This is a genomic window from Tsuneonella troitsensis, assembly GCF_001441535.1.
GTDB lineage: Bacteria > Pseudomonadota > Alphaproteobacteria > Sphingomonadales > Sphingomonadaceae > Tsuneonella > Tsuneonella troitsensis.
The window spans coordinates 427,744-452,840 of the sequence record NZ_LMAU01000002.1 but is presented as its reverse complement, the minus strand read 5'-3'; the positions used below and the strand labels follow the sequence as shown (position 1 = coordinate 452,840).

The 25,097-nt window shown below is 63.9% G+C and carries 24 protein-coding genes; 14 read left to right on the top strand and 10 right to left on the bottom strand.

All coding sequences use genetic code 11. The annotated features are described in order from the left end of the window. Nucleotide 1: 1 nt before the first annotated feature. Nucleotides 2-979: a quinone oxidoreductase family protein gene (locus AR323_RS05760; RefSeq protein WP_057882985.1), complete on the bottom strand. Its 978-nt coding sequence runs from the start codon at nt 977-979 to the stop codon at nt 2-4. 142 nt (nt 980-1,121) lie between these two features. Between AR323_RS05760 and egtB the strand changes: the two genes are divergently transcribed. The 5 genes from egtB to trxB all read left to right on the top strand — a co-directional run bounded on the left by egtB (nt 1,122) and on the right by trxB (nt 5,930). Further along, nucleotides 1,122-2,351 (top strand): ergothioneine biosynthesis protein EgtB, encoded by a 1,230-nt coding sequence (egtB, locus tag AR323_RS05755; RefSeq protein ID WP_235510484.1) that lies wholly within the window; start codon nt 1,122-1,124, stop codon nt 2,349-2,351. After that, a complete protein-coding gene (gene egtD, locus AR323_RS05750) occupies nt 2,351-3,337 on the top strand; it encodes an L-histidine N(alpha)-methyltransferase (protein ID WP_057882983.1) in 987 nt (328 codons plus the stop codon). Before egtB ends, egtD begins: the two co-directional genes overlap by 1 nt. A gap of 57 nt (nt 3,338-3,394) precedes the next feature. Further along, nucleotides 3,395-4,060 carry a retropepsin-like aspartic protease family protein gene (locus AR323_RS05745; protein WP_057882982.1) on the top strand — a complete coding sequence of 222 codons (666 nt, stop codon included), beginning with the start codon at nt 3,395-3,397 and terminating at the stop codon, nt 4,058-4,060. A 39-nt stretch (nt 4,061-4,099) separates the two neighbouring features. Beyond that, nucleotides 4,100-4,876, top strand: coding sequence for a tyrosine-protein phosphatase (locus AR323_RS05740; RefSeq protein ID WP_057882981.1), 777 nt, complete (start codon nt 4,100-4,102; stop codon nt 4,874-4,876). A 73-nt stretch (nt 4,877-4,949) separates the two neighbouring features. After that, nucleotides 4,950-5,930 carry a thioredoxin-disulfide reductase gene (trxB, locus tag AR323_RS05735; RefSeq protein WP_057882980.1) on the top strand — a complete coding sequence of 327 codons (981 nt, stop codon included), beginning with the start codon at nt 4,950-4,952 and terminating at the stop codon, nt 5,928-5,930. A gap of 22 nt (nt 5,931-5,952) precedes the next feature. Here trxB and AR323_RS05730 read toward each other — a convergent pair whose 3' ends face one another. The 3 genes from AR323_RS05730 to AR323_RS05720 form a co-directional block, all read right to left on the bottom strand. Further along, entirely contained in the window at nt 5,953-6,393 is a 441-nt protein-coding gene (locus tag AR323_RS05730; protein WP_057882979.1) for an MAPEG family protein, read from the bottom strand. After that, nucleotides 6,390-6,839, bottom strand: coding sequence for an MAPEG family protein (locus tag AR323_RS05725; RefSeq protein ID WP_057882978.1), 450 nt, complete (start codon nt 6,837-6,839; stop codon nt 6,390-6,392). Before AR323_RS05725 ends, AR323_RS05730 begins: the two co-directional genes overlap by 4 nt. Nucleotides 6,840-6,906: 67 nt before the next feature. Then, nucleotides 6,907-7,830 (bottom strand): threonine ammonia-lyase, encoded by a 924-nt coding sequence (locus AR323_RS05720; RefSeq protein ID WP_235510465.1) that lies wholly within the window; start codon nt 7,828-7,830, stop codon nt 6,907-6,909. Between the two features lie 106 nt (nt 7,831-7,936). Between AR323_RS05720 and AR323_RS05715 the strand changes: the two genes are divergently transcribed. From AR323_RS05715 to AR323_RS05700, 4 genes are all read left to right on the top strand, one after another. Then, on the top strand, nt 7,937-9,148 hold the full coding sequence (locus tag AR323_RS05715; RefSeq protein ID WP_057883194.1) for a saccharopine dehydrogenase family protein: 1,212 nt from the start codon (nt 7,937-7,939) through the stop codon (nt 9,146-9,148). A 3-nt stretch (nt 9,149-9,151) separates the two neighbouring features. Beyond that, complete coding sequence (locus AR323_RS05710) at nt 9,152-9,502, top strand: DMT family protein (protein WP_057882976.1); 351 nt, start codon at nt 9,152-9,154, stop codon at nt 9,500-9,502. Nucleotides 9,503-9,515: 13 nt separating this feature from the next. Beyond that, the gene (locus tag AR323_RS05705; protein WP_057882975.1) at nt 9,516-10,688 is read left to right on the top strand and encodes a carboxynorspermidine decarboxylase; all 1,173 of its coding nucleotides are present in this window, start codon (nt 9,516-9,518) and stop codon (nt 10,686-10,688) included. Nucleotides 10,689-10,871: 183 nt separating this feature from the next. After that, nucleotides 10,872-12,077, top strand: a complete 1,206-nt coding sequence (locus AR323_RS05700) for a type III PLP-dependent enzyme domain-containing protein (RefSeq protein ID WP_057882974.1) — start codon at nt 10,872-10,874, stop codon at nt 12,075-12,077. On the opposite strand, the gene AR323_RS05695 is transcribed toward AR323_RS05700, so the two are convergent. The 5 genes from AR323_RS05695 to murI form a co-directional block, all read right to left on the bottom strand. Next, complete coding sequence (locus tag AR323_RS05695) at nt 12,078-12,851, bottom strand: hypothetical protein (protein WP_057882973.1); 774 nt, start codon at nt 12,849-12,851, stop codon at nt 12,078-12,080. It lies immediately after the preceding gene. Beyond that, nucleotides 12,848-13,543, bottom strand: a complete 696-nt coding sequence (locus AR323_RS05690) for a nitroreductase (RefSeq protein ID WP_057883193.1) — start codon at nt 13,541-13,543, stop codon at nt 12,848-12,850. Before AR323_RS05690 ends, AR323_RS05695 begins: the two co-directional genes overlap by 4 nt. A gap of 39 nt (nt 13,544-13,582) precedes the next feature. Next, nucleotides 13,583-15,757 carry an EAL domain-containing protein gene (locus AR323_RS05685; RefSeq protein WP_057882972.1) on the bottom strand — a complete coding sequence of 725 codons (2,175 nt, stop codon included), beginning with the start codon at nt 15,755-15,757 and terminating at the stop codon, nt 13,583-13,585. Nucleotides 15,758-15,893: 136 nt separating this feature from the next. After that, nucleotides 15,894-17,114 carry a 5-aminolevulinate synthase gene (gene hemA / locus AR323_RS05680; RefSeq protein WP_057882971.1) on the bottom strand — a complete coding sequence of 407 codons (1,221 nt, stop codon included), beginning with the start codon at nt 17,112-17,114 and terminating at the stop codon, nt 15,894-15,896. 85 nt (nt 17,115-17,199) lie between these two features. Next, nucleotides 17,200-17,994 (bottom strand): glutamate racemase, encoded by a 795-nt coding sequence (gene murI, locus AR323_RS05675; protein WP_057882970.1) that lies wholly within the window; start codon nt 17,992-17,994, stop codon nt 17,200-17,202. A gap of 103 nt (nt 17,995-18,097) precedes the next feature. On the opposite strand from murI, the gene plsY reads away from it, so the two are divergent. The 5 genes from plsY (at nt 18,098) to AR323_RS05650 (ending at nt 23,840) form a co-directional block, all read left to right on the top strand. After that, a complete protein-coding gene (plsY, locus tag AR323_RS05670; RefSeq protein ID WP_235510464.1) occupies nt 18,098-18,712 on the top strand; it encodes a glycerol-3-phosphate 1-O-acyltransferase PlsY in 615 nt (204 codons plus the stop codon). Continuing rightward, the gene (gene dprA / locus AR323_RS05665) at nt 18,709-19,797 is read left to right on the top strand and encodes a DNA-processing protein DprA (protein ID WP_057882969.1); all 1,089 of its coding nucleotides are present in this window, start codon (nt 18,709-18,711) and stop codon (nt 19,795-19,797) included. The genes plsY and dprA overlap by 4 nt, the downstream gene beginning before the upstream one ends. A gap of 65 nt (nt 19,798-19,862) precedes the next feature. Continuing rightward, complete coding sequence (gene topA / locus AR323_RS05660) at nt 19,863-22,418, top strand: type I DNA topoisomerase (RefSeq protein WP_057882968.1); 2,556 nt, start codon at nt 19,863-19,865, stop codon at nt 22,416-22,418. Continuing rightward, nucleotides 22,418-22,600 carry a hypothetical protein gene (locus tag AR323_RS05655; RefSeq protein WP_057882967.1) on the top strand — a complete coding sequence of 61 codons (183 nt, stop codon included), beginning with the start codon at nt 22,418-22,420 and terminating at the stop codon, nt 22,598-22,600. Before topA ends, AR323_RS05655 begins: the two co-directional genes overlap by 1 nt. 88 nt (nt 22,601-22,688) lie before the next feature. Further along, nucleotides 22,689-23,840, top strand: coding sequence for an alpha/beta fold hydrolase (locus AR323_RS05650; protein WP_057882966.1), 1,152 nt, complete (start codon nt 22,689-22,691; stop codon nt 23,838-23,840). Here AR323_RS05650 and AR323_RS05645 read toward each other — a convergent pair. Further along, nucleotides 23,837-25,090, bottom strand: coding sequence for an MgtC/SapB family protein (locus AR323_RS05645; RefSeq protein WP_057882965.1), 1,254 nt, complete (start codon nt 25,088-25,090; stop codon nt 23,837-23,839). The genes AR323_RS05650 and AR323_RS05645 overlap by 4 nt on opposite strands. Nucleotides 25,091-25,097: the final 7 nt, after the last annotated feature.

Sequence of the window (25,097 nt, the reverse complement as noted above, 5' to 3'; positions counted from 1 at the left end):
CTCAAGGTTTCAGGAGCGTCGATCCGGTCGTGCGTCGCCCCTCGAGGTCGCGGTGCGCGGTTTCGACCTGGTCGAGCGGGTAGGTCTGGCCGATCTCTAACTTTACGTTGCCGCTGTCGATCATCTGCCACAGCCTGGCGGCGCCGGCTTCGCGCTCGGCGGGGTCGCGGTAATAGTCGAACAGGGTGGGGCGGCTGACGAACAGCGAGCCGGCCGCTGCCAGCGAGCCGAGGTTCACTCCAGCCACCGGCCCGCTGGCATTTCCGTAGCTGGCGACGATCCCCCGCCGACCAGTGGCCGCTAGGGATGCTTCCCACGTCGCCTTGCCGACACCGTCGTAACTGGCGCGCACGCCCGCGCCGGCAGTGATCTCGCGCACCTGCTGGGCCATGTCTGGCGCATCGGCATCGATGGCGTGCTCGGCTCCCAGGGCCAGGGCGCGGCTCCGCTTTTCGGGCGATCCTGCGGTAGCGATCACGCGGACACCCCGCGCGACGAGCCACTGGAGCAGCAACTGGCCCACGCCGCCCGCCGCCGCGTGAACGAGTGCCCATTCGCCAGGCGCGAGCGGTGCAACCCTCTCGGCCAGCATTTCGGTGGTCAGGCCTTTCAGGAGGGCAGCGGCAGCCACATCCAATCCGATGGATTCGGGCACGGCGAACAGGTCATTCTCTCCCGTCACCTGGTAGTCGGCATAGGCTGCCCGATTGGGTCCGAAAGTGGCTACACAATCTCCAACCTGGAAGCGTGTCACGCCGTCGCCGACGGCCTCGACCGTCCCGGATGCCTCAAGCCCCAAGGTGCCCGGTAGCTCGATCGGATAGAGACCGGAGCGATGGTACGTATCGATAAAATTGAGGCCCACGGCTGCGTGACGGACGAGCACCTGACCCGGACCGGGCGGAGGCAAATCCACCTCCCGCCAGGCGATCACTTCCGGGCCGCCGGTAGCTTCGATCACCGCTTGTCTCGTCCGCATCGCCGTCTCCTTGTCGCTGCGGTGTAACGCGAACCGTCCATGCCGCAAGTCTCTGGAACAAAGTTCGAACGACGGGGTTCACATAGTGCACCGGGTCGCTCATCATGGACCCCTGGACGACACGAAGGGTGGGCGATTGTCGCTGGCACAGGCAACAGAAGAACAGACGAATGGCGATCTCGCCGCTCGCTTTTTCGCGACCCGCGCACTGAGTGAGGCGTTGGCCGCTCCCCTCAGCGATGCCGACGCGACGATCCAGTCGATGGACGATGCCAGTCCCGCGAAATGGCACCTGGCGCATACGACTTGGTTTTGGGACACCTTCCTGCTGCGCGATCACCTGTCCGGCCATCGTCCGTGGCACCAGAAGTGGCCGTTCCTTTTCAACTCGTACTACGAGGCGGAGGGCGAACGCATGGCGCGGCCGAGCCGTGGGCTCCTGTCGCGGCCGACGCTCGAGGAAATTCTCGAATGGCGGGAGCACGTGACTGCTTCAATGGCCCCGCTGCTCGATGATCCGAAGCTGGCGCCCCTGATCGAATTGGGCATCGCGCACGAGCAGCAGCACCAGGAATTGCTGCTGACGGACATCAAGCATGCCATGTTCCAGAATCCGCTCGGTCCGGCGATGTGTGAGGGTACTCCGTCCGTTTCCTCGGCATCTCCAGGAGAAGTTCAATGGCGCTCACACCCCGGCGGGATTGCGATGATCGGCCACGGCGGCGAGGGGTTCGCCTTCGACAACGAAGGACCGGCGCATCGGGTGTTGGTCGAACCGTTCGTTTTGGCCGATCGCCTCGTGACCAATTGCGAATGGCAAGCCTTCGTCGATGATGGTGGATACCGCAGTGCGGCCCTTTGGCTGTCGGACGGATGGGCCTGGGTGAACGCCGAACGTATCGAGGCGCCGCTATATTGGCGGGGGTCCGATCAGTTCACTCATGCAGGGTGGCAGGAGCGTGACCCCCACGCGCCGGTCACGCACATTTCGTATTTCGAGGCGGACGCTTTCGCGACCTGGGCCGACGCCCGACTTCCCACCGAGTTCGAGTGGGAAGCTGCGGCGCATGGCCAGGATTCCGCGGGCGGTAATCAGCTCGATGCAGCGGGTTCGCCCCTGCCAACGGGCGGCACCGAACTGTTCGGAGACTGCTGGCAATTCACGCGCTCGGCCTATCTGCCCTATCCTCGGTTCAAGCCGGCGGCAGGCGCCGTGGGCGAATACAACGGCAAGTTCATGAGCGGGCAGGTCGTCCTGCGCGGCGCGAGCTGCGCCACCGTTCGCGGTCACTCGCGCGCTAGTTACCGCAATTTCTTCTACCCCCACCAGCGCTGGCAGTTCACCGGCTTGCGACTGGCAAAGGACGCCTGATGCGATCTTCCGAAGGACTGAGCCTCGTCGAAACCGACGAGAATGGCGTCGCCACCGCGTTTCGTGCCGATGTGCTGCAAGGGCTGTCCGAGCCGCAGAAGGCGATCCCGGCGCGTTGGTTTTACGACGACATCGGGTCCGAGCTTTTCGAAGACATCACGCGCCTGCCCGAATATTATCCAACGCGAGCCGAGACCGAGATCCTCTCGCGACATGGGGAGGAATTCCGGCAGCTAATCGGGGAAGGGCGCGCGGTCGTCGAGTTCGGGTCAGGCAGCTCGGTCAAGACCCCGCTGCTGCTCGATGCGATCGCTCCGGCCGCTTACGTTCCCCTGGATATAGCCGGCGACTTTCTGCGCGCTTCGGCTGAGACGCTTGCGACCAAGTTTCCGGACCTCCCCGTCCACCCCGTCGAGGCCGACTTCATGCGGGAAGTCGCGCTGCCCGCTGCCGCGGCGCACCTGCCGAAGCTGGGTTTCTTTCCGGGCTCTACCATCGGTAACATGGTCGCTCGCACCGCGACGGATCTGTTGCGAACGATGCGCGCGACGCTGGGCGAAGGTAGTCTTCTGCTGATTGGCATGGACTTGATCAAGGGCCCCGCCGTGCTCGAAGCGGCATATGATGACGCGGCGGGAGTGACCGCGCGGTTCAACCTCAACCTGGCCGAGCGGATCAATCGCGAACTGGACGGCACCATCCCCGTGGATGCCTTGCGACACGTCGCGCGCTGGAACGACGACTTCGCCCGAATCGAAATGCATCTGGAAGCGTCGCGGGACATTGCTTTCGATGTCGCCGGGCGCAGGTTTGCCATGGGGGAAGGGGAAACGATCCACACTGAGAACAGCCACAAGTTTTCGCGTCGGAGTGCCACCTTGCTGCTATTGGCCGGAGGCTGGACACCGCGCGCGCGTTGGCTCGACAGCGAAGGCCGGTTCTCGATGATCCTTGCCGACGCGACGATCCCGCGCAGCGCCCCCTGACAAGATCCGGGACGAGTCATGGCGCGCTCATCCACTGCGATGTAAGGTTGCATCAGGATGGACCTCAAGACCTTCATCGATGCCGCCGCGGACCTCATCAGGGAGATTCCGCATTCGGGCCTGCTAATGGCGACCGTCGCTGCGATCGTCGGCAGTTTTCTGGGTGGCGCCATCGCGCGACGCGGGATCGCAGGTGGACGGGCTTTGGCGAGCGTCAGCACGTTCGCGCTGGCCGGGATCCTGGTCGTCGTGGTGCTGCAGGTGTCGCGTTTCGACCCGCGGCTCGACGTTGCGGTACCACGCTTCGGGCTGCCTGCGCAGACGGTTTCGGGTGGTGAGACTCGCGTGAAGATGGCCTCGGACGGCCATTTCTGGATCGAGGCCGAGGTGAATGGTGTCACGGCCCCGTTCCTCGTCGATTCGGGCGCGACGCTGACTGCGGTATCCGTTCCTTTCGCCGAGCGCGCCCGGCTCGAGCCGCGAGCAGGCGGCATGCCGGTGCGCATTTCGACTGCCAACGGCACGGTGTCGGCCGAACTCACGACCATCGAGGCTTTGCGCTTCGGCAACGTGCTCGCCGGAGGACTCGATGCCGTGATCGCGCCGAATATCGGCGAAACGAACGTCATCGGGATGAATCTGCTCAGCCGTCTCGCGTCATGGCGGGTAGAGGGTGACACGATGATCCTGCGCCCGAACAATCCGCAGCCGCCCGTCGAGTAGGGCATTGCCGCAGGCAACCGGCGCTGGCACGGGCTCCGCATGACCGAAATCGCTGCTCCCACATTTGAAGGCATTCACAATTTCCGCGACTACGGTGGCTACCGCGCTGACGGCGGCACCGTCCGGCGGGGGCTTCTCTACCGGTCGGGTCAGCACGTGGGGGCGAGCGATGCCGACCTTGCGTCACTCGCCGTGCTCGATATCCGCACCGTAATCGACCTGCGTGGCATCACCGAGCGCGAGCTGAACCCCTGCCGCCGACACGACGGCTGGGAGGGCGAGGTCATCGCACACGATGGCGAGACCACTTCGAGTCCGCCGCACATGGATATCGGCCCGGAGGTTACGACTGCCGACTATGCCCGCGACCGGATGCTTGCGGTCTATACCCGGATGCCGGAAAACCCGGCGATGCAGGCGATGTTCGGACGCTACCTGAGAGCGCTGGCCGAACGAGAAGGAGCGAGCCTGGTCCACTGCTTCGCCGGCAAGGATCGCACCGGCGTTGCCGCCATGCTCCTGCTACACATCCTCGGCGCGTCGGAAGAGGACCAGTATGCCGAGTTCCTGCTGACGAACGCCGCTCCGACGCTACATGTACTCCGCGCGCAATCGGTGCCGGGGATCGAGGCGCGGCTGGGCCGTAGTCTCGACGAGGACGCCATTCGCGCATTGCTCGAGGTGCATGAGGATTACCTTACACGTTTCCGTGAAACCGCGTCCGCAATGGCAGGATCGCTCGACGACTGGATAGCGCAATCGGTCGGCGTCGATGACGACCTGCGGAGCAAACTGCGGATTCGCTTCATCGCCTGACGGGGATAGCGATGCGCGGCGACTCGCTTTCGCGGGCGTCGGTTCCTATCTGGCCGCCTGACGGAGGAAATCGATGGCCACTCACAAGACGCGCATGCTTATCATCGGCTCGGGCCCGGCGGGCCTCTCGGCGGCGATCTACGGCGCGCGTGCGATGATGGAGCCGATCGTGGTGCAGGGCCTGCAGCCTGGCGGCCAGTTGACCATCACCACCGACGTGGAGAACTATCCTGGCTTCAAGGACGTGATCCAGGGGCCGTGGCTGATGCAGGAAATGGAGGCCCAGGCCGTCCATGTCGGCACGCGGATGATGTGGGATACCATCGTCGACGTCGATCTGTCCGGCTCGCCGTTCCGCGCGATCGGCGACAGCGGCGACATCTACGAGGGCGACACGCTGGTGATCGCGACCGGCGCGCAGGCCAAGTGGCTTGGCGTACCTGGCGAGATGGAACTGGGTGGGAAGGGCGTATCGGCCTGCGCGACGTGCGATGGGTTCTTCTATCGCGGCAAGAAGGTCGCGGTCATCGGCGGCGGCAACACCGCGGTCGAGGAAGCGCTGTACCTGACCAATCATTCCGACGACGTGACGCTGATCCATCGCCGCGACGAGCTGCGGAGTGAGAAAATCCTGCAGGAGCGCCTGTTCGCCAATCCCAAGATCAAGGTCCTGTGGAACAAGGCGGTCGACCGGTTCGTGGGCGATCCGCTGTCCGGTGGCCTCACGCACCTTGCGCTGCGCGACACGGTTACCGGCGAGACGAGCGACTTTGCCGCCGATGGCGCATTCGTCGCAATCGGCCACGCGCCTGCGACCGAACTTTTCAAGGGCAAGCTGCCGGTAGACGAAGGCGGCTATCTGATCGTCGAGCCGGGCACGCCGAAAACCGCGATCCCCGGCGTTTTCGCCTGCGGTGACGTGATGGACCACACTTATCGTCAGGCTGTCACCGCAGCGGGAACCGGCTGCATGGCGGCGCTCGATGCCGAGCGCTTCCTTTCGGGGCTTAGCATCGATCTGATGGGACACGCCGAAAAGGCCGAGGCGATTTGAGCGCCCCGGCCATTCGCATCGATCAGCCGTGAAATATCGCCATCGCGGCGTGCAGGATCAGCGCGATCAGCGCGAGCGATGAAAGCGAAAACAGCGCGAAGCGCACCATCACGCGGTTCACCGTCGCCTGCCATATCGAGTGGACAATGCGCAGGAAAACATAGATCCACGCGATCGTCGCGTTGAGCCCGTCGCCCTGGCCGATGATCGCCAGCACGAGCGCCACCGCATAGAACACCGTAGGCGCCTCGTGCAGGTGGTTGTAATTGTGCGCCTTCCACTGAATTTTCGGATCGAGCAGTCCTTCCAGTTTCGCGCCTGTCCAGCCCTGGTCGGCTCCCGGCTCGTTCGACTTGGGAAGCTTGTTGATGGCCGGGATTCGGGTCGCATACATCCAGACCCACATGATCATCGTCCAGGCCAGCAGGACGACGACAGGCTTGAGAATTTCCATACCGATCATGAGACAACTCCCGGATTGGCGAACAGGGTGAGTTCTATGCCCCTCAGCGCCAATACGCCGAGGGCGAGGGTCGACAGCGCAAACAACGTGAAGCGGATGGACACGACGTTGACGGTCGCCTGCCAGAACGAATGCACGATGCGCAGGGCCACATAGATCCACGCTGCAAGGATCGCGGTCGGGCTTGCGCCAAGAAGCGCGATGATGAGCGATACGGCATAGAACAGGGTCGGCTGTTCGAGCAGGTGGCTGTAATTGTGCGACTTCCAGTTGGCCCGCTCGTCGATCACCCCTTCAAGGTTCTGTCCGCGACCGCCGCGAGCGGCGTTCTTGAGATCGATACCGGCGCGCCTCATCGCCGGAAAGCGCGTGACGGCTGTCCACACCAGCATGACGAGCGTCCAGGCGACCAGCACCGCTGCCGGCGCAAGCATCTGTGCCTGCATTGTCGATTTCCCCCATAACCCTGTTGCCATGCAAACTGCGCGCGGCCCGGTAGGTTGTCAAACGGGACTATTCGTCCGTCAACAGGCTCCGGGCGAACGCGTCGGCATCGGTATTGCCGCCGGTGATCGTCACGACGGTCCACTCGTCGAGCGGCACCTTGCCCGCCAGCGCGGCCGCCAGCGCCGCGGCGCCTCCCGGTTCGACCACCACCTGGAGCTTGGCGAACGCAAAGCGTTGCGCAGCCCGAACCTCAGCATCTGACACCGTAACGCCTGGAGAAGCGCGCTCCCTGAGTACGCGGAAGTTGATCGGCGCGGTGCTCGGGGTCTGGATGGAATCGCAGATCGTGCGCGGTGGATTGGGGCCGACCCGCTGGATTTCGCCGGTGGCGAGGCTTCGAGCGACATCGTCCCACCCTTCCGGCTCGACCGGATGGATCGCTGCACTCGGGCAGGCGAGGGCTAGGCCCGCGGCAAGACCACCGCCTCCGCAACACACGATGATATGTGACGGCTCCCGGCCAAGCTGCGCGGCTATCTCGATTCCCATGGTCCCTTGGCCCTCGATCACCCAGGGATCCGCATAGGCATGGACCAGCGTGCGCCCCCGTTCGTCGCAGAGCGCGTTGGCGATCGCGTCGCGATCCTCGCCCCCAGCACGGTCGTAGAGGATGATTTCGGCACCCAGCGCGCGGGTTGCATCCAGCTTAACCCGGGGCGCATTGGCGGGCATGACGATCGCGGCCGCTATGCCCAGCTCTCGCGCCGCCCAGGCGACGCCCTGTGCATGGTTGCCGCTCGACACGGCGACGACGCCAGCAGCGCGCTCCTTAGGCGTTAGGTCCGTGAGGCGATGCCATGCGCCGCGGATCTTGAAGGCGCCGATGGGCTGAAGATTGTCGCACTTGGCGTGAATACGCGTGCCGCCGATGTCGATCGGCAAAAGCGGGGTGGGCGGAAGGAGCGCCGCAATCTTGCCGGCTGCACGCATGACCCCGTCTTGGGTCGGCTCTCGGGGGCTTTCGCGAAACATCTGTCCCGACTAGGGCGTTCGTCATCCAGCGCCAATGGGCGCCAGCAGAGTTCTCGGAGAAATCATGTCGACAGTTCTGGTAATCGGTGCGGGCGGGGTCAGCTCGGTCTGCGTTCACAAGATGGCGCTGAACGCCGATATCTTCAGCGACATCCATCTGGCCAGTCGCACCAAGTCGAAGTGCGATGCGATCGCCGCCAGCGTGAAGCAGCGCACCGGTCGTGACGTGGCGACCTATTCGATCGACGCCGAGGAAGTGCCGGCGATGGTCAATTTGATCCGTCAGGTGAAACCCAGCCTCGTGGTCAACCTGGCCCTGCCGTACCAGGACCTGCCGATCATGGACGCCTGCCTCGAAGCCGGCGTCGATTATCTCGATACCGCGAACTACGAACCCAAGGAGGAAGCGAAGTTCGAATACAAGTGGCAGTGGGCCTATCATGATCGCTTCAAGGAAGCGGGGCTGATGGCATTGCTCGGTTCGGGGTTCGATCCGGGCGTGACCAGCGTGTTCACGATGTGGCTCAAGAAGCACAAGCTGAAGACCATCCGCCAGCTCGACATCCTCGACTGCAACGGCGGCGATCACGGCCAGCACTTTGCGACCAACTTCAACCCGGAAATCAACATCCGCGAAGTCACCGCGCCCGCGCGCCATTGGGAAAACGGCGAGTGGGTCGAGACTCCGGCGATGCAGGTGAAGACCGAGTTCGACTTCGAGGCGGTGGGCAAGAAGAACGCCTACCTGATGTACCACGAGGAACTGGAAAGCCTCGCGAAATTCGTGCCAGAGCTTGAGCGTGCACGGTTCTGGATGACGTTCGGCGATGCCTACATCACGCACCTCACCGTGCTGCAGAACGTGGGCATGACCTCGATCGAGCCGATCCGTTACCAGGGCAAGGAAATCATCCCGCTGCAATTCCTGGCTGCGGTCCTTCCCAAGCCCGAAACGCTGGGCGAGACGACCAAGGGCAACACGAACATCGGCGTGATCGCCACCGGCGAGGCGTTGGACGGTTCGGGCGAGAAGACGTTCTACATCAAGAACATCTGTAGCCACGAAGCGGCGTACGAGGAAACCGGCAACCAGGCCGTCAGCTATACGACCGGCGTCCCCGCGATGATCGGCAGTGCGATGGTCGTTACCGGCAAGTGGTCGGGCGACGGCGTATTCAACATGGAAGAAATGGACCCCGATCCGTTCATGGATATGCTCAATTCCGACGGTCTGCCGTGGACGGTCGAGGAGTTGAGCGGCCCGGTGGAATTCTGAGCCATGAGTTGGGCGGCGCTGGTTCCGGTGTTGCTGTTGGCGGCATCGAACGTCGTCATGAACATCGCGTGGTACGGTCACCTCAAGGTTCCGCATCTGGCGCTGTGGCTCGCCGTCCTGGCCGCATGGGGAATCGCCCTGTTCGAATACAGCCTGGCCGTTCCGGCGAATCGTATCGGATCCGCGACCTATTCGCTCGCAGAGTTGAAGACGATCCAGGAAGTGCTCTCGCTCGCGACTTTCGTGGTCGTGGCATGGGTATTGTTCGACCAGCGGCCGGGACCGAGCCAGATTGCGGGCTTCACGCTGATCGCGGGTGGCGCATGGCTTGTTTTCAAGGCGCCGTTCGGCTGACGAGGAAACGATAATGGAAACCAAGGCCGGCGATCCTGGCGCTTTTGCGCATTTCGATCTCCAACGGGTCGATAGCCCGGCATTCGTGGTCGACGCGGCGAAGCTGCGCTCGAACCTCCAGATTCTAGCCGACATCCGCGACGAAGCGGACATCAAGGTGCTCGCGGCGCTCAAGGCGTTCTCGATGTGGTCGGTCGCACCGATCATCGGCGAGTATCTCGACGGCGTATGCACCAGCGGTCTGTGGGAAGCGCGGCTGGCGAGCGAATTTTACGATGGCGAAATCGCGACCTACTGCGCCGCCTACAAGCCGGACGAGCTGGTCGAGGTGTGCCGGCTGTCCGACCACGTCATCTTCAATTCGCCGGGCCAGCTTGAACGATATCGGCCGATCCTGGACGCGGCGCGTGCGGCGGGCCAGACCTTCGACGTCGGCCTGCGGATCAATCCGCTGTGCCCGCAGGGAGAGGTGCCGCGCTACGATCCATCGAGCCCGGGCAGTCGGCTCGGCTTCCCGATCGACCAGCTCACGCCCGAAATCATGAGCCAGGTGCACGGCATCCATTTCCATAACCTGTGCGAACAGGATTTCGAGCCGCTGAAACGCACCTGGGATACGGTTTTCGACGCCATCGAACCGTGGTTTGGCGACCTCAAGTGGATCAACATGGGCGGCGGCCACCACATCACGCGCGCCGACTATCAGCGCGAGGAACTCGTGGAGTTCCTGCGAGATGCGAAGGACGATACCGACGCCGAAATCTATCTCGAGCCGGGCGAGGCCGTGGCGCTGGACGCAGGCATCCTGGTCGGCACTATCCTCGATTCGCACTGGAACGGGCAGGACGTGGCGATCATCGATATTTCGGCAACTTGCCATATGCCCGACGTGATCGAGGCGCCCTATCGCCCGGCGATGTTGCACGAGCGGAAAGATGGGGAATCCGTTCGCCTCGGTGGCCCCTCATGTCTCGCCGGAGACGTGATCGGCGATTACTGCCTGCCGGTCCCGAACGAGCCGGGCGAGCGCATTGCCTTCCTCGATCAGGCGCACTATTCGATGGTAAAGACCAACACTTTCAACGGGGTGCAGCTTCCATCCATCTGGCTGTGGGACAGCGACAGCGACGCGCTGGAGCAGGTCAAGGCCTTCGGATACGAGGATTTTCGCGACCGGTTGAGCTGAGCGTCTTCGACAAGGCGCGCCTTCGCTTTCCAGGCGAGGAGGCGCGAACGAAGTGGTCCGAAACGCGCAATTTTCACTTGCGGTTCACCGACCGGACCTTATAGCCCGCCCCCGCAGCCCCAAGGGGACTTCCTTAACCGCAAGGCTGCCTCGTTCAAACTTGCCGTTTGGGGGTCCCTTGAGTTGCACATCCATCCTGACGCACGGTCTGTAGTTCGCGCGCTCGCGCCGGACGAACCGGTAATCCTCAATCGCCCGCACGCCGCTGCGCGCGCTGCCCGCTTCTTTGTCGAGAAGTTTCCGGGCAAGTCGCTCTACGCAGTGAAGGCCAATCCTTCGCCTGAACTCGTCCGCATCCTGTGGGACAACGGTGTCACGCATTTCGATGTGGCCTCGATTGCAGAGGTGCGCCTGGTCCGCGCCGAGCTGCCGCAAGCCGAGTTGTGCTTCATGCACCCGGTCAAGACGGCGCGCGCGATTCGCGAGGCCTATTTCCAGCACGGCGTGAAGACCTTCAGCCTCGACACGATCGAAGAGCTCGAGAAGATCGTCGATGCGACCACCAGCGATGAAGGCGAGCGCGCGGGAGATCTGCGCCTTCTCGTTCGCCTGCGTGTGTCGTCGGAATATTCCGAGCTGAGCCTTGCATCGAAGTTCGGCTGCGACCTCGCCGACGCGGCGGAACTGCTCCAGACCACCCGTCAGCATTGCGACTGGCTGGGCGTATGTTTCCACGTCGGCAGCCAGGCCATGACGCCGTTCGCCTATGTGCAGGCTATCGAGCGCGTGCGCGCGGCCGTGGCCGAGGCGTCTGTCGTGATCGACGTCGTCGACGTGGGCGGGGGCTTCCCGAGCGACTACCCAGGCATGGAGCCGCCGCCGCTCGAAGATTACTTCGCGATCATCCACCGCCATTTCGAGGCGCTGCCGATCGCCTACAACGCCGAACTGTGGTGCGAGCCCGGCCGTGCGTTGTGCGCCGAGTATTCATCGCTGATCGTGCGCGTCGAAAAGCGCCGGGGCGAAGAGTTGTACATCAACGACGGTGCCTACGGGGCGCTGTTCGATGCCGCGCACGTGGAATGGCGCTTTCCTGTCAAGGCGCTGGAAGACGATCTCGAGCAACCGCTCGCGGAATTCGCGTTCTATGGCCCTACCTGCGACGATGCCGATTACATGAAGGGTCCCTTCATGCTTCCTGCCGATATCCAGGCGGGCGACTACATTGAGATCGGGATGCTTGGTGCCTATGGCGCGGCGATGAAGACCGGGTTCAACGGCTTCGGAAATGCCGCGCAGATCGTGGTCGAGGACGAGCCGATGGCGAGCCTCTACCGCGGCGACCGTGTCGACCCGCGCGCGAGCGACAACGTGGTGAGCCTTCGCTGATCAGGTATATTGTCGTCGGTGCGCATCTAGCACCGACGACACACGCCCGAGCGCCGCGCCGAGCAATTCGGGAAATTGGCCGCGTTCCATTTCGACCACGGAGTTGTGAGCTGTCGCTACGCGTACGGCGTCCGACCAGTCTACGCCCAGTTCGATTGCCCAATCGCGAAACTCGTCTGCCGCGCCGGCCCGAGGCTCCAATGCCTTTGCCAGGGTCGGATGAAAGTCGAGCCGTCCCGTCACGGGCAAAAGCGACACCGGAAATGGTGCGGTCAGGTACGACAGGGTGTCATCGACGTGTATCGTGCGGCTGGCCCGATGATAGGCGAGTACGGAGCTGAAATGCACTGCCTCGTCATCGCAAACAAGCGCGACCCCGGGCGGTAGCGAGAATTCGAGCAAGTCGCCGAAGTGATCGGCCAGTTCGCCGCTTTCGCAGCGGCTGCTCTCCCAGGGAAGGGAGGGCCACTTTTCGTGATGCCGGCGCGTGCCGTACAGCTTCGCTGCGGGAAAAGTCCGGTGCATCCATTCGCAATGGATCGTGTGAAATGGATGCAAGTTGATGATGGCCGCGACGTTGGCTGGTCCGCCGGTTATCCGGTTGACCTGGGCCAGCGTCGACTCCGGCAGAGTGTAGGAATCGAGAAAGACGAATGAGCCGTCAGATCGACTGATCAGTCCGCATTGTGTGCCGATGTTGACGATACCGCCAATACGGAAGCTGCCCCTGATCGACCAGAAGCCTTCCCCGCATTCGAGGATCTCCTCGGTCACGATGGAAAGCCGACGAATCGCGCCGCTTCTCCGATCGGCTTTCGATTGGAAACTACAGCATTCGCCGGAAAACTCTCGTCCGGCCATCCCATCGCAACGGCCTTCATGATCACTTCGTCGTCCGGGATGCCTGCGTGCTCACGCACCACCGGGGATTGCATGATGCCCTGCGAGTTGATCACGCAGCCGAGCCCTCGCGACCAGGCCGCGTTGACCAACGCGGTGGTCACCGCGCCGCAATCGAACTTGCTGTCGTCGCCGTCATCCAGTTCGCGATCGTAAGTTATGATGACGCACACGGGCGCGTCGAACTGACGGAAGCCTCGCAGCACCCAGTCCTGTCGACCATCCTTGTCGTCGCGTTCGATTCCCATGGCTCCGAAAAGCTGTTTGGCGACTTCGACTTGCCGGTCGCGGTGGATTCCGCCGAATGCGCTTCCACGGCGGAACTCCCGGCTATCGGGCACGCCGGCGAGAATGTTTTCGGTATTGCCGCGGCGAATCCGGTCGAGGGGTTCGCCGGTTATGACATGGAAATGCCAGGGCTGGGTATTCATCGACGACGGCGAGCGCATGGCGAGACCGATGACTTCTTCGATCAGCGCGCGCGGCACCGGTTTGTCCAGGTATCCGCGGATCGACCTGCGCCCCAGGACCACTTCGTCATATGTCGGGAGAGAAGCGTTTTGCATGGCAACCGACATAACCGGTCGCTGCCACGAGTAAAGCGATCAGCCGCCGCTGCCGACCTGGACCTGCATGAACTGGGGCGGGCTGGAGGGCGCTTGTTGTCCGAGCGGGGTCGCTCCACCCGCAGCAAACGAGGTCAGCGGCATTCCGGCCGCAGCGAGCGCATAAGGACTGACGCGGTGACGCGTGCAGAGGCCGCCCGCACCGTCGCTGACCAGCGGTGTCTCGAATTCGACGCCCAACTGCGCGCCTTCCGAACGCATCACTTCGCAGACGACCAGCTGGCCGCCCCCGAGATCAAGCACGAACGGAGTGCCCTTTGGAACGCCTACGAGACCTTCGATGAAGGCACCGTTCTTGGACAGATCGCGGATGACCACATCGTAACGATGGTCGCCGTGGATGATTCCGACCTTGCGGAACATCGAGCGACGATCGGCACGGTGCTTGTCGGGACCATTGGGCTCGATCTTGAACTCGCCCGAATGGATGTTGGCCAGCACCACCGCCTGCGGCATCGCCTTGGCGTAGAGCCAGCCCTGGATCAGCTCGGCACCGCGCGCTTTGACGATTTCGAGCTGGTCGAACGCTTCGACGCCCTCGACCGTGGTTTCCATGCCGAGTGCCTTCGACAGTCCGATGATCGCCGTGATGATCTTGGCGCTGTTCTGGTCCTTCTGAGTGCACGAATCGACGAAGCTCTTGTCCACCTTCAGCTTGTCGAAAGGGGCGGAGCGAAGGTAGCTCAGCGACGAATATCCCGTGCCGAAATCGTCGAGCGCAAGGCGTACGCCGATCTTCTTAAGGGCGGCGAACGTCGCGTCGGTCGTTTCACTATCGCCCATGAAGACGCTTTCGGTCAGCTCGAGTTCGAGCCGGTCGGGTGCGAGGCCGCTGGATTCCAGCGCTGCGGCAACGATGTCGACGAAGCCGTTGGCGGTGAACTGGCGCGCGGATACGTTGACCGCGACGCGGACCGTTTCCGGCCATTCGGTTGCGTCCCGGCAGGCGCGGTTGAGCGCCCACTCCCCAAGCGGACCGATGAGGCTCGATTCCTCGGCGACGGGAATGAATGTGCCGGGAGGAACCCAGCCACGTTCCTCGTGCTCCCAGCGCATGAGCGCTTCCATGCCGACGACGTGGTTGTCTGCGATCCTCACCACCGGTTGATAGTGGAGTTGCAGTTCGTCTGCCGCCAGCGCCTCTCGCAAGTCGTCGAGAAGGAGCGCGCGCTCTTCTTCCTCGTCCCTGAGGTCGGCGGAATAGAACCGGAACTGGCCCCGGCCGCCATTTTTCGCGGCGTAGAGCGCCAAGTCCGATGCACGGACCAGCTCTTCCGATTCGAGCCCGTCGTAGGGCGCGATCGCCACGCCGACCGATGTCCCGATGATCGCCCGCTTGTCGTCGATAGGGTAGGGCTGCGAGATGATCTGGATGACCTTGTCCGCCAGTTCGCCAAGCTTGCCACGATCGTCCATGTCCGGAAGGATGATCTGGAATTCGTCGCCGCCCAGTCGGCCGATTTCACCGCGATCTCCGATCACGTTGCGCAGGCGTTCGGCCACCTGCTGAAGCAGGTTGTCGCCCGCCTGGTGGCCCATCGTGTCGTTGACCTGCTTGAAGCGGTCGAGATCAAGCATCATCAGCGCGCAGACGCGCTTGGCCGCCTTGTAGGCCGCCAATACGCTTTCAAGCCGACGATTCATCCGGTGCCGGTTGTAGAGCCCGGTCAGAGAATCGAATTCCGCCAGCCGCTGGTCCTCGATCTTGCGCTGGTATTCGACCGATACGTCCTTTGCCGCCCCGCGATATCCATGGAATTTTCCTGAGGAATCGATCTTCGGTTGGCCGGACAAAGACAGCCAAACCGGCTTTCCGGTTCGGGCTTCGGGCAGGGCGCAACGCACTACGACGTCGGCGATCCGCCCGCGGGTTTTGAGCTGGAAACCGAGCGGCCGACCCGAGCGGTTGTCTGGATCGTCGGGATCGGTCTCGAACAGATTTGCGACTGGTTGGCCGAGCAACGAAGGCAGAGCTACATCGAGCGCCGTGGCGGCTGCCGGGGAGAGGTAGCTTAAAACGCCATCGGCATCGGAAGCCCAGATCCAGGCGATGCCCGTCTGCTCGAAGTCGTCGAGCACGGACGCACGCAGACCATCACTGGTGAGGTTCTCCGCGGAGCCCGCAAAACCCTTGAGAAGATTCCTGACTGCCATGTCCGCCCGTATTGCGCGCCTTCCGGCCATCGGAAAGGTGCATAAAGTCTAGGATGGAATGGTTTACATCAACCTAAGTAAAAGCCCCTATCGACCAACCGCCCCAACCGTTAGCCGGATGGCGGACCGACCTCTGTCAGGCGGCCTCTGCGAGGTCCAGTTCGAGCCGATCCCAGACTTCGAGCAGCGCACTTGTCAGCTCGCGCATCATGGCCTCATCGTGCGAGGGGCCTGGAGTGAAGCGCAACCGCTCGGTCCCGCGGGGCACCGTCGGAAAGTTGATCGGCTGGACGTACATCCCGTACTCGGCGAGCAGGATATCGCTGATCTTCTTGGCGCGCACCGGATCGCCGACCATCAGCGGCACGATATGGGTCACGCTGTCCATCACCGGCAGTCCGGCATCGCGGAACATGGTCTTCAGCATCGCGGCCGCAGCCTGCTGGCCCTCGCGCTCCGCGCTCGATTCCTTCAGGTGACGCACCGACGCAAGCACCCCGGCGACCAGCACCGGCGATAGCGACGTCGTGAAGATGAAGCCCGGCGCATAGCTGCGAATGCAGTCGACGATCTTGCGGTCGGCCGCAATGTAGCCGCCCATCACACCGAACGCCTTGCCCAGCGTGCCCTCGATGATGTCGATCCGGTCAGCGGCTTCGTCGCGCTCCGAGATACCGCCGCCGCGCTTGCCGTACATTCCGACCGCGTGGACTTCGTCGATATACGTCAGCGCGTTGTACTTTTCCGCAAGATCGCAGATCGCATGAATCGGCGCGACGTCTCCGTCCATCGAATAGACGCTTTCGAACGCGATGAGCTTCGGAGCGTCGGAATCTTCCGCTGCCAGCAGTTCTTCCAGGTGCGCGATGTCATTGTGACGGAACACGCGCTTTTCGGCGCCGGAGTTGCGGATGCCCGCGATCATGCTGGCGTGATTGAGTTCGTCGGAGAAAATCACGCAGCCGGGCAGCAGCTTCGCGAGGGTCGACAGGGTCGCGTCGTTCGAAACGTAGCCGCTGGTGAAGATCAGCGCGGCTTCCTTGCCGTGAAGATCGGCGAGTTCGGCTTCGAGCTGGATGTGGTAATGCGTGTTGCCGCCGATGTTGCGGGTGCCGCCGCTGCCTGCGCCGACATCGTGCAGGGCATCTTCCATCGCGGAGATGACTTTGGGGTGCTGCCCCATCGCCAGGTAGTCGTTCGAACACCATACCGTGATCGGCTTGGGGCCGTTGTGACCGTGGAAGCAGCGCGCGTTGGGATAGGCGCCCTTATTCCGTAAAATGTCGATGAATACGCGATAACGGCCCTCGGCGTGGAGCCGGTCGATCGCCTGGTCGAAAACGTGATCGTAATTCACAGGGCTATCCCGTTAGACAGCATTGCCGGCGCCCTACTAGCGCCGTCGCAATATTTCCACCTCGATCTTTGCGAATCGTTCGCGATTAGACGGGAGTGATGGTCGGCAGGCCGTAGCTTGCGAGCACCTCAACGAGCGTCTTCGAAGGGGCGCGATCCCCGGTGAATACGAACCTGTCGGCGGATGTCCGGTCGAATGCGTGTCCTTCGGTCAACGCAGTGATGCGCCGAGCAATCCCGGCGGCACCGTCAACAAACCGGATACCAGCCCCGAAGGCGGCCCGAAGCTCGTCGGTTAGGAGCGGAAAGTGCGTGCAGGCGAGCACCACCGTGTCGATGGCACCGTCACCAGCCTTCGCTTTCAGAGCCTCGACTGCGCCCGTGATCGCGCCCCGGTCGAAGGCGTCGCCCCGCAGCTTGGCTTCGGCCGCCGCGACAAGTTCGGGCGCGCCGTGCCGGACCAGTCGCTTGTCGGCAGCGAATTCTGCTTCGAGTCGGTCGACGTAGACCTGCCGGATAGTTGCCTCGGTGCCCAGCAGGCCGATGACCCCGGTTTTCGTCAGCGCGGCGGCCGGCTTGATCGCGGGCACCGTGCCGACGATCGGTATGTTGAGCACGTCGCGTACCATGCCCAGGGCTATCGTGCTGGCGGTGTTGCAGGCGATGCAGGCGAGGCGCGGTTTGTATCGCTCGCTCAGCACCCCGAGCAGCCCCGCCACCCGCGCGGCGATCTCGGCCTCGGTCTTGCTGCCATAGGGGAGGCCGGCGGTATCGGCCGCGTAGATCACCGGCGCTTGCGGAAGCATTTTGCGCAGTTCGGCCAGAACGGTGAGCCCGCCGACACCCGAATCGAAGAGCAATATCGGTGCGGATGCGTTCAAGTCCGTTCAATCCCTTCGCCGAGCGCTTGTCGCGGTTCCGCTTTTGCTCTTTACCCGCGCTAGATGAATTCGCGTCGGTCGGGCAAGGCCGCTGCCGAAATGCATGGGGTCGCCGATGGAAAACCTGTTCGCCGCAATTCTCAGTTACCTGGCAGGGTCGATCCCGTTCGGCCTGTTGCTGGCAAAGGCGGCCGGTCTGGGCGACGTGAGGACCATCGGTAGCGGTAACATCGGTGCCACCAACGTTCTGCGTACCGGCAACAAGGCGGTGGCGGCCGCAACCCTGCTGCTTGATCTTGCCAAGGGACTGGTTTCGGTTCTTCTTGCCAAGACCTTTTGGCCCGGCTCCGAAGGCATCGCGGCGGTTGCGGTGGTAATAGGCCACTGCTTCCCGGTCTGGCTCGGCTTCAAGGGCGGCAAGGGCGTCGCGACCAACGCGGGTGTCAGCTTTGGTCTCGCTTGGCCGATCGGGCTGGCATACGCGCTGGTCTGGCTCGGGGTCCTCGCACTCGGACGGATCAGTTCGGTCGCCGGCATGAGCGCTGTCGTTGCTGCTGCCATCGCCGCTGCGATACTCGGGTTTACGGGCTACGTGTTTCCCTTGGCGATCATTGCGGCGCTCATAATCTGGCTTCACCGCGCCAATATCCGGCGGCTTATACGCGGGGAGGAACCGCGCGTCGGTAGCAGCAAGAGCAAGGCGGACGCCGAAGCGTGATCGCTCAGGAAGAGGCGTTCGCCCGCATCCGACTGCTGCGCTCCCCGAACATCGGGCCGGTTTCCTATCGCCAGTTGCTTGCTCGTTTCGGATCGGCGGAGGTAGCCATCGAAGCGCTGCCCGATCTCGCGCAGCGCGGTGGCCGCGCCTACGTCGCCGCCCGTCCGGAGACAATCGCCGAGGAGATATCGCAGGTCCGCCGCGCGCGGGCCAAATACCTGTTCCACGATCAACCCGGCTACCCGCGCCTTCTGGCCGAAGCCGCGGGCGCACCGCCGATCCTAACGTGGCGGGGCGATCTTTCGATTGCGGAGCGACCCTGTGTGGCGATCGTCGGGGCCCGCAACGCTTCGGCAGCGGCAGTCAAGTTGGCGCGCGACTTTTCGGCGGCCCTGTCCGCCGCCGGCTTCACCGTGGTGTCGGGTCTGGCGCGGGGTATTGACGGCGCGGCGCATTGGGGTGCCTTGCCGGCGACCGTGGGCGTAATCGCGAGCGGGATCGACGTCACCTACCCGCCCGAACACGCCGAGTTACAGGAGCGGGTCGCAAAGGAAGGCCTGTTGCTGGCAGAGCAGCCACCGGGGACCGAACCGCTGGCGCGCCATTTCCCCAGCCGCAACCGCATCATCGCCGGGCTCGCCGCAGGTACGCTGGTGGTCGAGGCCGCGCCGAAGTCGGGCTCGCTCATTACGGCGCGGCTGGCGGCTGAGTCAGGCAGGGAAGTCATGGCGATCCCCGGAAGCCCGCTCGAAGGCCGGGCGACCGGGTGCAATCAGCTAATCCGGGACGGGGCCGTGCTGGTGCAGACACCTGACGATGTCATCGAGGTGATGACGGGTTTCGATGGTTCGCCAAGATCTATTTTCCGCGAGAGCACTCCGGCTTATGTGTTTGCCGACGATGAACTGGCCGACGCCGAACCCGCAGACGTCACGGCGCTGCTGACTTCCGCTCCCGTCTCGGCCGACGAACTGATCCGCCAGTCCGGAACGAGCGCTTCGGCGGTGCAGATGGCTCTGCTCGAGCTGGAAATCGCGGGCCGCTTGACCCGGCATGCCGGCGGCCGCGTGTCGTTGACGGCTTGACGCGGCGCGCTGCGCCGCACCACCCTCGCGTACACGTATACGCGTAGGGGCATCACGAAACCACAATGCAGCTTGTCATCGTCGAATCGCCGGCAAAGGCGAAAACCATCGAGAAATACCTGGGTTCGGACTACAAGGTCCTGGCCAGTTACGGCCACGTCCGCGACCTGCCGCCCAAGGATGGAAGCGTTCGCCCGGACGAGGATTTCGCGATGGACTGGGAGGTCTATCGGGACAAGCAGGGCCGTGTGAAGGATATCGCGGAACTGGCCAAGAAGGCCGACCGACTGATCCTGGCCACCGACCCCGACCGCGAAGGCGAAGCCATTTCGTGGCACGTGCGCGACCTGCTTGCGAAAAAGAAGGCGCTCCCGAAGGAAGTCGAGCGGGTGACGTTCAACGCGATCACCAAGCAGGCGGTGACTGAAGCTATGGGCCGTCCGCGAGAGCTCGACCAAGACCTGATCGATGCCTACCTGGCGCGCCGCGCGCTCGACTACCTTTACGGGTTCACGCTCTCGCCCGTCCTGTGGCGTCGCCTGCCGGGAGCGAAGAGCGCCGGTCGCGTGCAGTCGGTCGCGCTGCGCCTGATCGTCGAGCGCGAGCGCGAGATTGAGGCGTTCGTCGCGCAGGAATACTGGTCGGTCGTGGCGCATATGCAGCACGACGGGACGGCGTTCGATGCCCGCCTCGTGACATACGACGGCAAGAAGCTGGATCGGCTGTCGATCGGCGAGGAGGGAACTGCCCGCGCGGCCAAGGCTGCGGTCGAGGAAGCGCGCTTCACGGTGGAGGACGTCGAGACCAAGCCGTTGAAGCGCAACCCGGCGCCCCCGTTCACCACTTCGACTCTGCAGCAGGAAGCCGCGCGGAAGCTCGGCTACTCGGCCAGCCACACGATGCGGCTCGCCCAGAACCTCTACGAGCAGGGCGCGATCACCTACATGCGGACCGATGGCGTGCAGATGGATCACAGCGCTATCAGCGCCGCACGCAAGGCGATCAGCGACCGGTTCAGCGGTCACTATCTTCCCGAAAAGCCGCGTATCTACCAGACCAAGGCCAAGAATGCGCAGGAAGCGCACGAGGCGATCCGCCCCACCGATTTCAGTCGCGAAAAGGCCGGGCAGGGCGACGAGGGCAAGCTCTACGATCTGATCTTCAAGCGCGCGATGGCGAGCCAGATGGCCGCCGCCAGCCTCGAGCGGACAACGGTCACCATGCGCGATCCGACCGGTCGGCACGAGCTTCGCGCGACCGGACAGGTGGTCAAGTTCCCGGGCTTCCTCGCGGTCTATGAAGAGAGCTTCGACCAGAAGAGCGAAGACGACGACGATAACCTCTTGCCGCTGATGCGCAAGGGCGACACCCCGACAAAGACCGGGGTCGATGCGACGCAGCACTTCACCCAACCGCCTCCGCGTTTTTCGGAGGCCAGCCTGGTCAAGCGGCTCGAGGAGCTCGGCATCGGGCGCCCGTCGACTTACGCTTCGACGATCCAGACCTTGCGCGACCGCGAGTACGTGCGGATGGAGAAAAACCGTTTCTTCGCAGAGGAATCGGGGCGACTGCTGACGGCGTTTCTCGAACGGTTCTTCGAGCGATACGTGGCTTACGACTTCACCGCCGGGATGGAGGACGAGCTCGATATCGTCTCCGACGGCAAGGAAGACTGGAAGAAGCTGCTCCGGCAGTTCTGGCTCGATTTCAAGCCGAAGACCGAAGACGTGATGGAGCGCAAACCTTCGGAGGTGACCGAGGCGCTCGACGAATATCTCGGCGATTACCTGTTCCCTCCGCGCGCCGATGGCGGCGATCCGCGCCAGTGTCCGTTGTGCGAGACCGAAGGCCGCAGCGGCGGACGCCTGGCGCTTCGCGGAGGCAAATTCGGCGCATTCGTGGCCTGTGCCAACTATCCCGAGTGCAAATACACCCGCCGCTTCGCGCAGCCGGGCGGCAACGGCGATGGTGGCGGCGAGGATGGCTCGATGGGCAAGGACCCGGAGTCCGGCCTCGACGTCATGCGCAAGACGGGCCGCTTCGGTCCTTACGTCGAACTGGGCGAAGGCAAGGAGGCCAAGCGCGCTTCGATCCCCAAGGATCTCCCGGATTTCGATCTGGAGTGGGCGCTGAAACTGCTGTCGCTGCCGCGTGAGATCGGACTCCATCCCGAGACGCAGAAGCCCATCACCGCCAGCATCGGCAGGTACGGTCCGTATCTCGCGCATGACGGCAAGTACGCCAAGCTGCGCGGCACCGCCGATGTGTTCGAGACCGGCATGAACGCCGCCGTCACGCTGCTCGCGGAAGCTGCCAATCGTGGCGGGCGCGGCGAAGGGCGGGCGAAGGCGGAGCCGATCAAGGCGCTCGGCGCTCACCCCACCAGCGGCGGCGAGATGAAGGTCATGCCGGGTCGCTATGGACCCTACGTGACCGACGGGACCACGAACGCGACTCTGCCGAAGGACGTAAAACCCGAGGACGTGACCGAAGCTCAGGCGATCGAGTTGATCGACGCACGCGCAGCCAAGGGTCCGCCGAAGAAGAAGGGCCGCAAGGCACCGGCCAAGAAGGCGCCAGCCAAAAAGAAGGCCGCGCCCAAGAAGGCAAAGGCAAGCTGATGGCTAAAGAGCATTTCGAACGACACAAGCAGCCCTGGAAGGCCGAAGAGGCTGGCCAACTCCGCATGCTGGCCGGCAAGGGCAAGGGCCTCAGGGAAATCGCCAAGGCGATCGGCCGGAGCGAGGAATCGACCAAGGACTTCGCGAAGAAGAACGGAATCGAGATTCTCAAAAAGCGATAGGTGGCTTGCGGTCGTATCGGAACCGATTGCCCATGCGGGGAAGCTCTGATTTATTGCGGTCGCGGTCGCACGCCGGAGCTTCCCTCATATGTTCGATACCGTGCGCAAGATTTTCAGAATTTGGAGCGTGCCTCTCGCTCTGGCGATTGACCTGTCGGCTCAGGCGGCTAGCGCACAGCAAGCGGGAACGCTCGTGTCGGCCGATCCCGTCGTCGACACGCCGCCGGGTCAGCAGGCCTGGCGGGTCAGATATACGACGACCGACGCAAACGGTGCGCCGCGAGTGGTGACGGGAATGGTCGTCGCCCCGCGCGAACAGATTCCGGTCGAAGGACGCAAGGTCATCGCCTGGACCCACGGTACCTGGGGCGTTGCCGAGCGCTGTGCTCCCTCGCTGAGCGCGAACTTTTTCGCCGCCACACCTGCGCTGGCCGACATGGTTGCCCGAGGATATGTGGTCGTAGCGCCCGATTATCCCGGATTGGGTTCCGCCATGCCGCATCCCTATCTGATCATCGAGGATACCGGCCGATCGGTGCTCGACGCGGTGCGCGCTGCCCGCGCCATTCCGGGCGCCGCCAGCGGCACGCGTTTTGCCGTCTGGGGTGAGAGCCAGGGCGGTCACGCTGCCCTTGCGACCGGCGCGCTGGCGCGGCGTTATGCACCCGAGCTTTCGCTTGTCGGAACCGCCGCGGCAGCGCCGCCGACCGATCTGCGCGCGAACTTCAGTCAGGGAAGCGATGCGAACGTGCGCGCGATGCTCACCGCTTTCACGACCTATTCGTGGTCGCAGCATTTCGGAGCTTCGCTGTCGACCGTGTTCAAGCCGGCTCAGCGCGGGATCGTTACGCGGCTGGCCCAGAACAACTGCATCGAGCTGGGCGCCACGCCGCGACTGGGCACGATCTTGGGGGTCGCATCGGTCAAGGCCGCGCTGAAGGGCAAGGATCTCGGCCGGATCGCGCCGTGGGCCGCAATCATGCGGTCCAACAGCATTGATCCGAGACTGGATATCGGGCCGATGCTGATCGCCCAAAGCGTCGACGACCCTATCGTCGCGCCATCGGTCACCCGCGCCTTCGCCAAGCGAGCCTGTCGCGAGCGGCGACGCCTGCGCTTCGTCAGCATCCCGGGAGGAGATCACGGAAACAGTGCCCGCAATAGCGCAACGGAGACGCTGGCATGGATCGACGCGCGGTTCGCCGGAACACTCGCGCCGAGCGACTGCGGCTCGATCTAAAGCCGCGCATATCCGACCGCGACACTGACCGCGAGCGCGACCATGCTCGCGGCAAGGGCCAATGCCGCAGGCTTCGAAGCCGCCCTGCCATATGCGATCGTGATGCCCAGCTTCACGGTCATGTTGGCGAGGATGGTCCCCGCAATAGCCAGAGCCGCGAGGGCCGGAGCGATCGTACCCGGCTCAAGGCCGCCTGCGGTGACGATCGCCGCGTCCACGTCCATGCTACCCATGAGCAGCAGAAGCACGGCGATTCCCTCCTCGCCGAACCGTCCTTCGGCCCAGCGGGCGACGACTGCGGCGGCGGCGACGAATGCGACGAAGCCGAGTGCGGGGAGCAGGGCGATGGGGTTGCCGGGCGGTTCCGCTTTGCCACCGGCGGGCGCCCGCCGATACAGGATGAAGCTCACCAGAAAGGCTATCGCGAGTGGAGGCGCGACGACGATCGCGAACGGGATTATCAGGCTTGTCGCGAGGATGGCCACGAGGACGACGACGCGCAGGTACATGACCGCGCTCGCCAGCGCGATACCGGCTACCTCGGCCGCGTCCCCATGACCATCGCCCAGCCTTTGTGCCAGCGACACGGTGACCGCGGTCGAACTGTAGGCGCCGCCGATGATCGCCGTTGCGATCGTCCCACGCCGCGCACCGAACAGGCGGTTGGCCGCGTAACCGGCGAAGGAAAATCCGGTCACGATTATGACTACGAGCCATAGCGAGCGCGGCTCCCAGGCGTCGTACGGCCCGAAGCGGCCTTCGGGGAGAAACGGATAGACCGCCAGCGCGATCACCGCGTAGCGCGCGAAAGCCTTCACGTCGGCTTCGTCGAGCAGGCCCACCCAGCGGTGCATTTCCGAGCGCAGCGCCAGGATCAGCGTGACGATAGCGGCGCCCGCGATGGCCAGGGCAGGTTGACCCACGCCGGCAAGAAAGGCGAGGCCGAGCGTGGCGGTCGCCGCGATCGCGGTCGTCGCATCGGGCTTGCCCCCCTCGTCGGTCGAGCGCCAGTAACCGATCGCGAGCACGATCACGGCGCCGATGACGATGCCACCGCCGACGAACGCATAATCCATCGCCGACAGCAGACCTGCCACGCCTCCGATCAGGCCTGTGAGCGCGAACGTCCGGATGCCGGCCACCCGCATGCCTTCCTCGGCGCGGCGAAGCGTCCAGCCGCGCTCGACACCGATCAGCAATCCGGCCAGAAGCGCCGCGCCGAGATAGAAGACCTGTCCGGTCGAAATCATCGCCGCG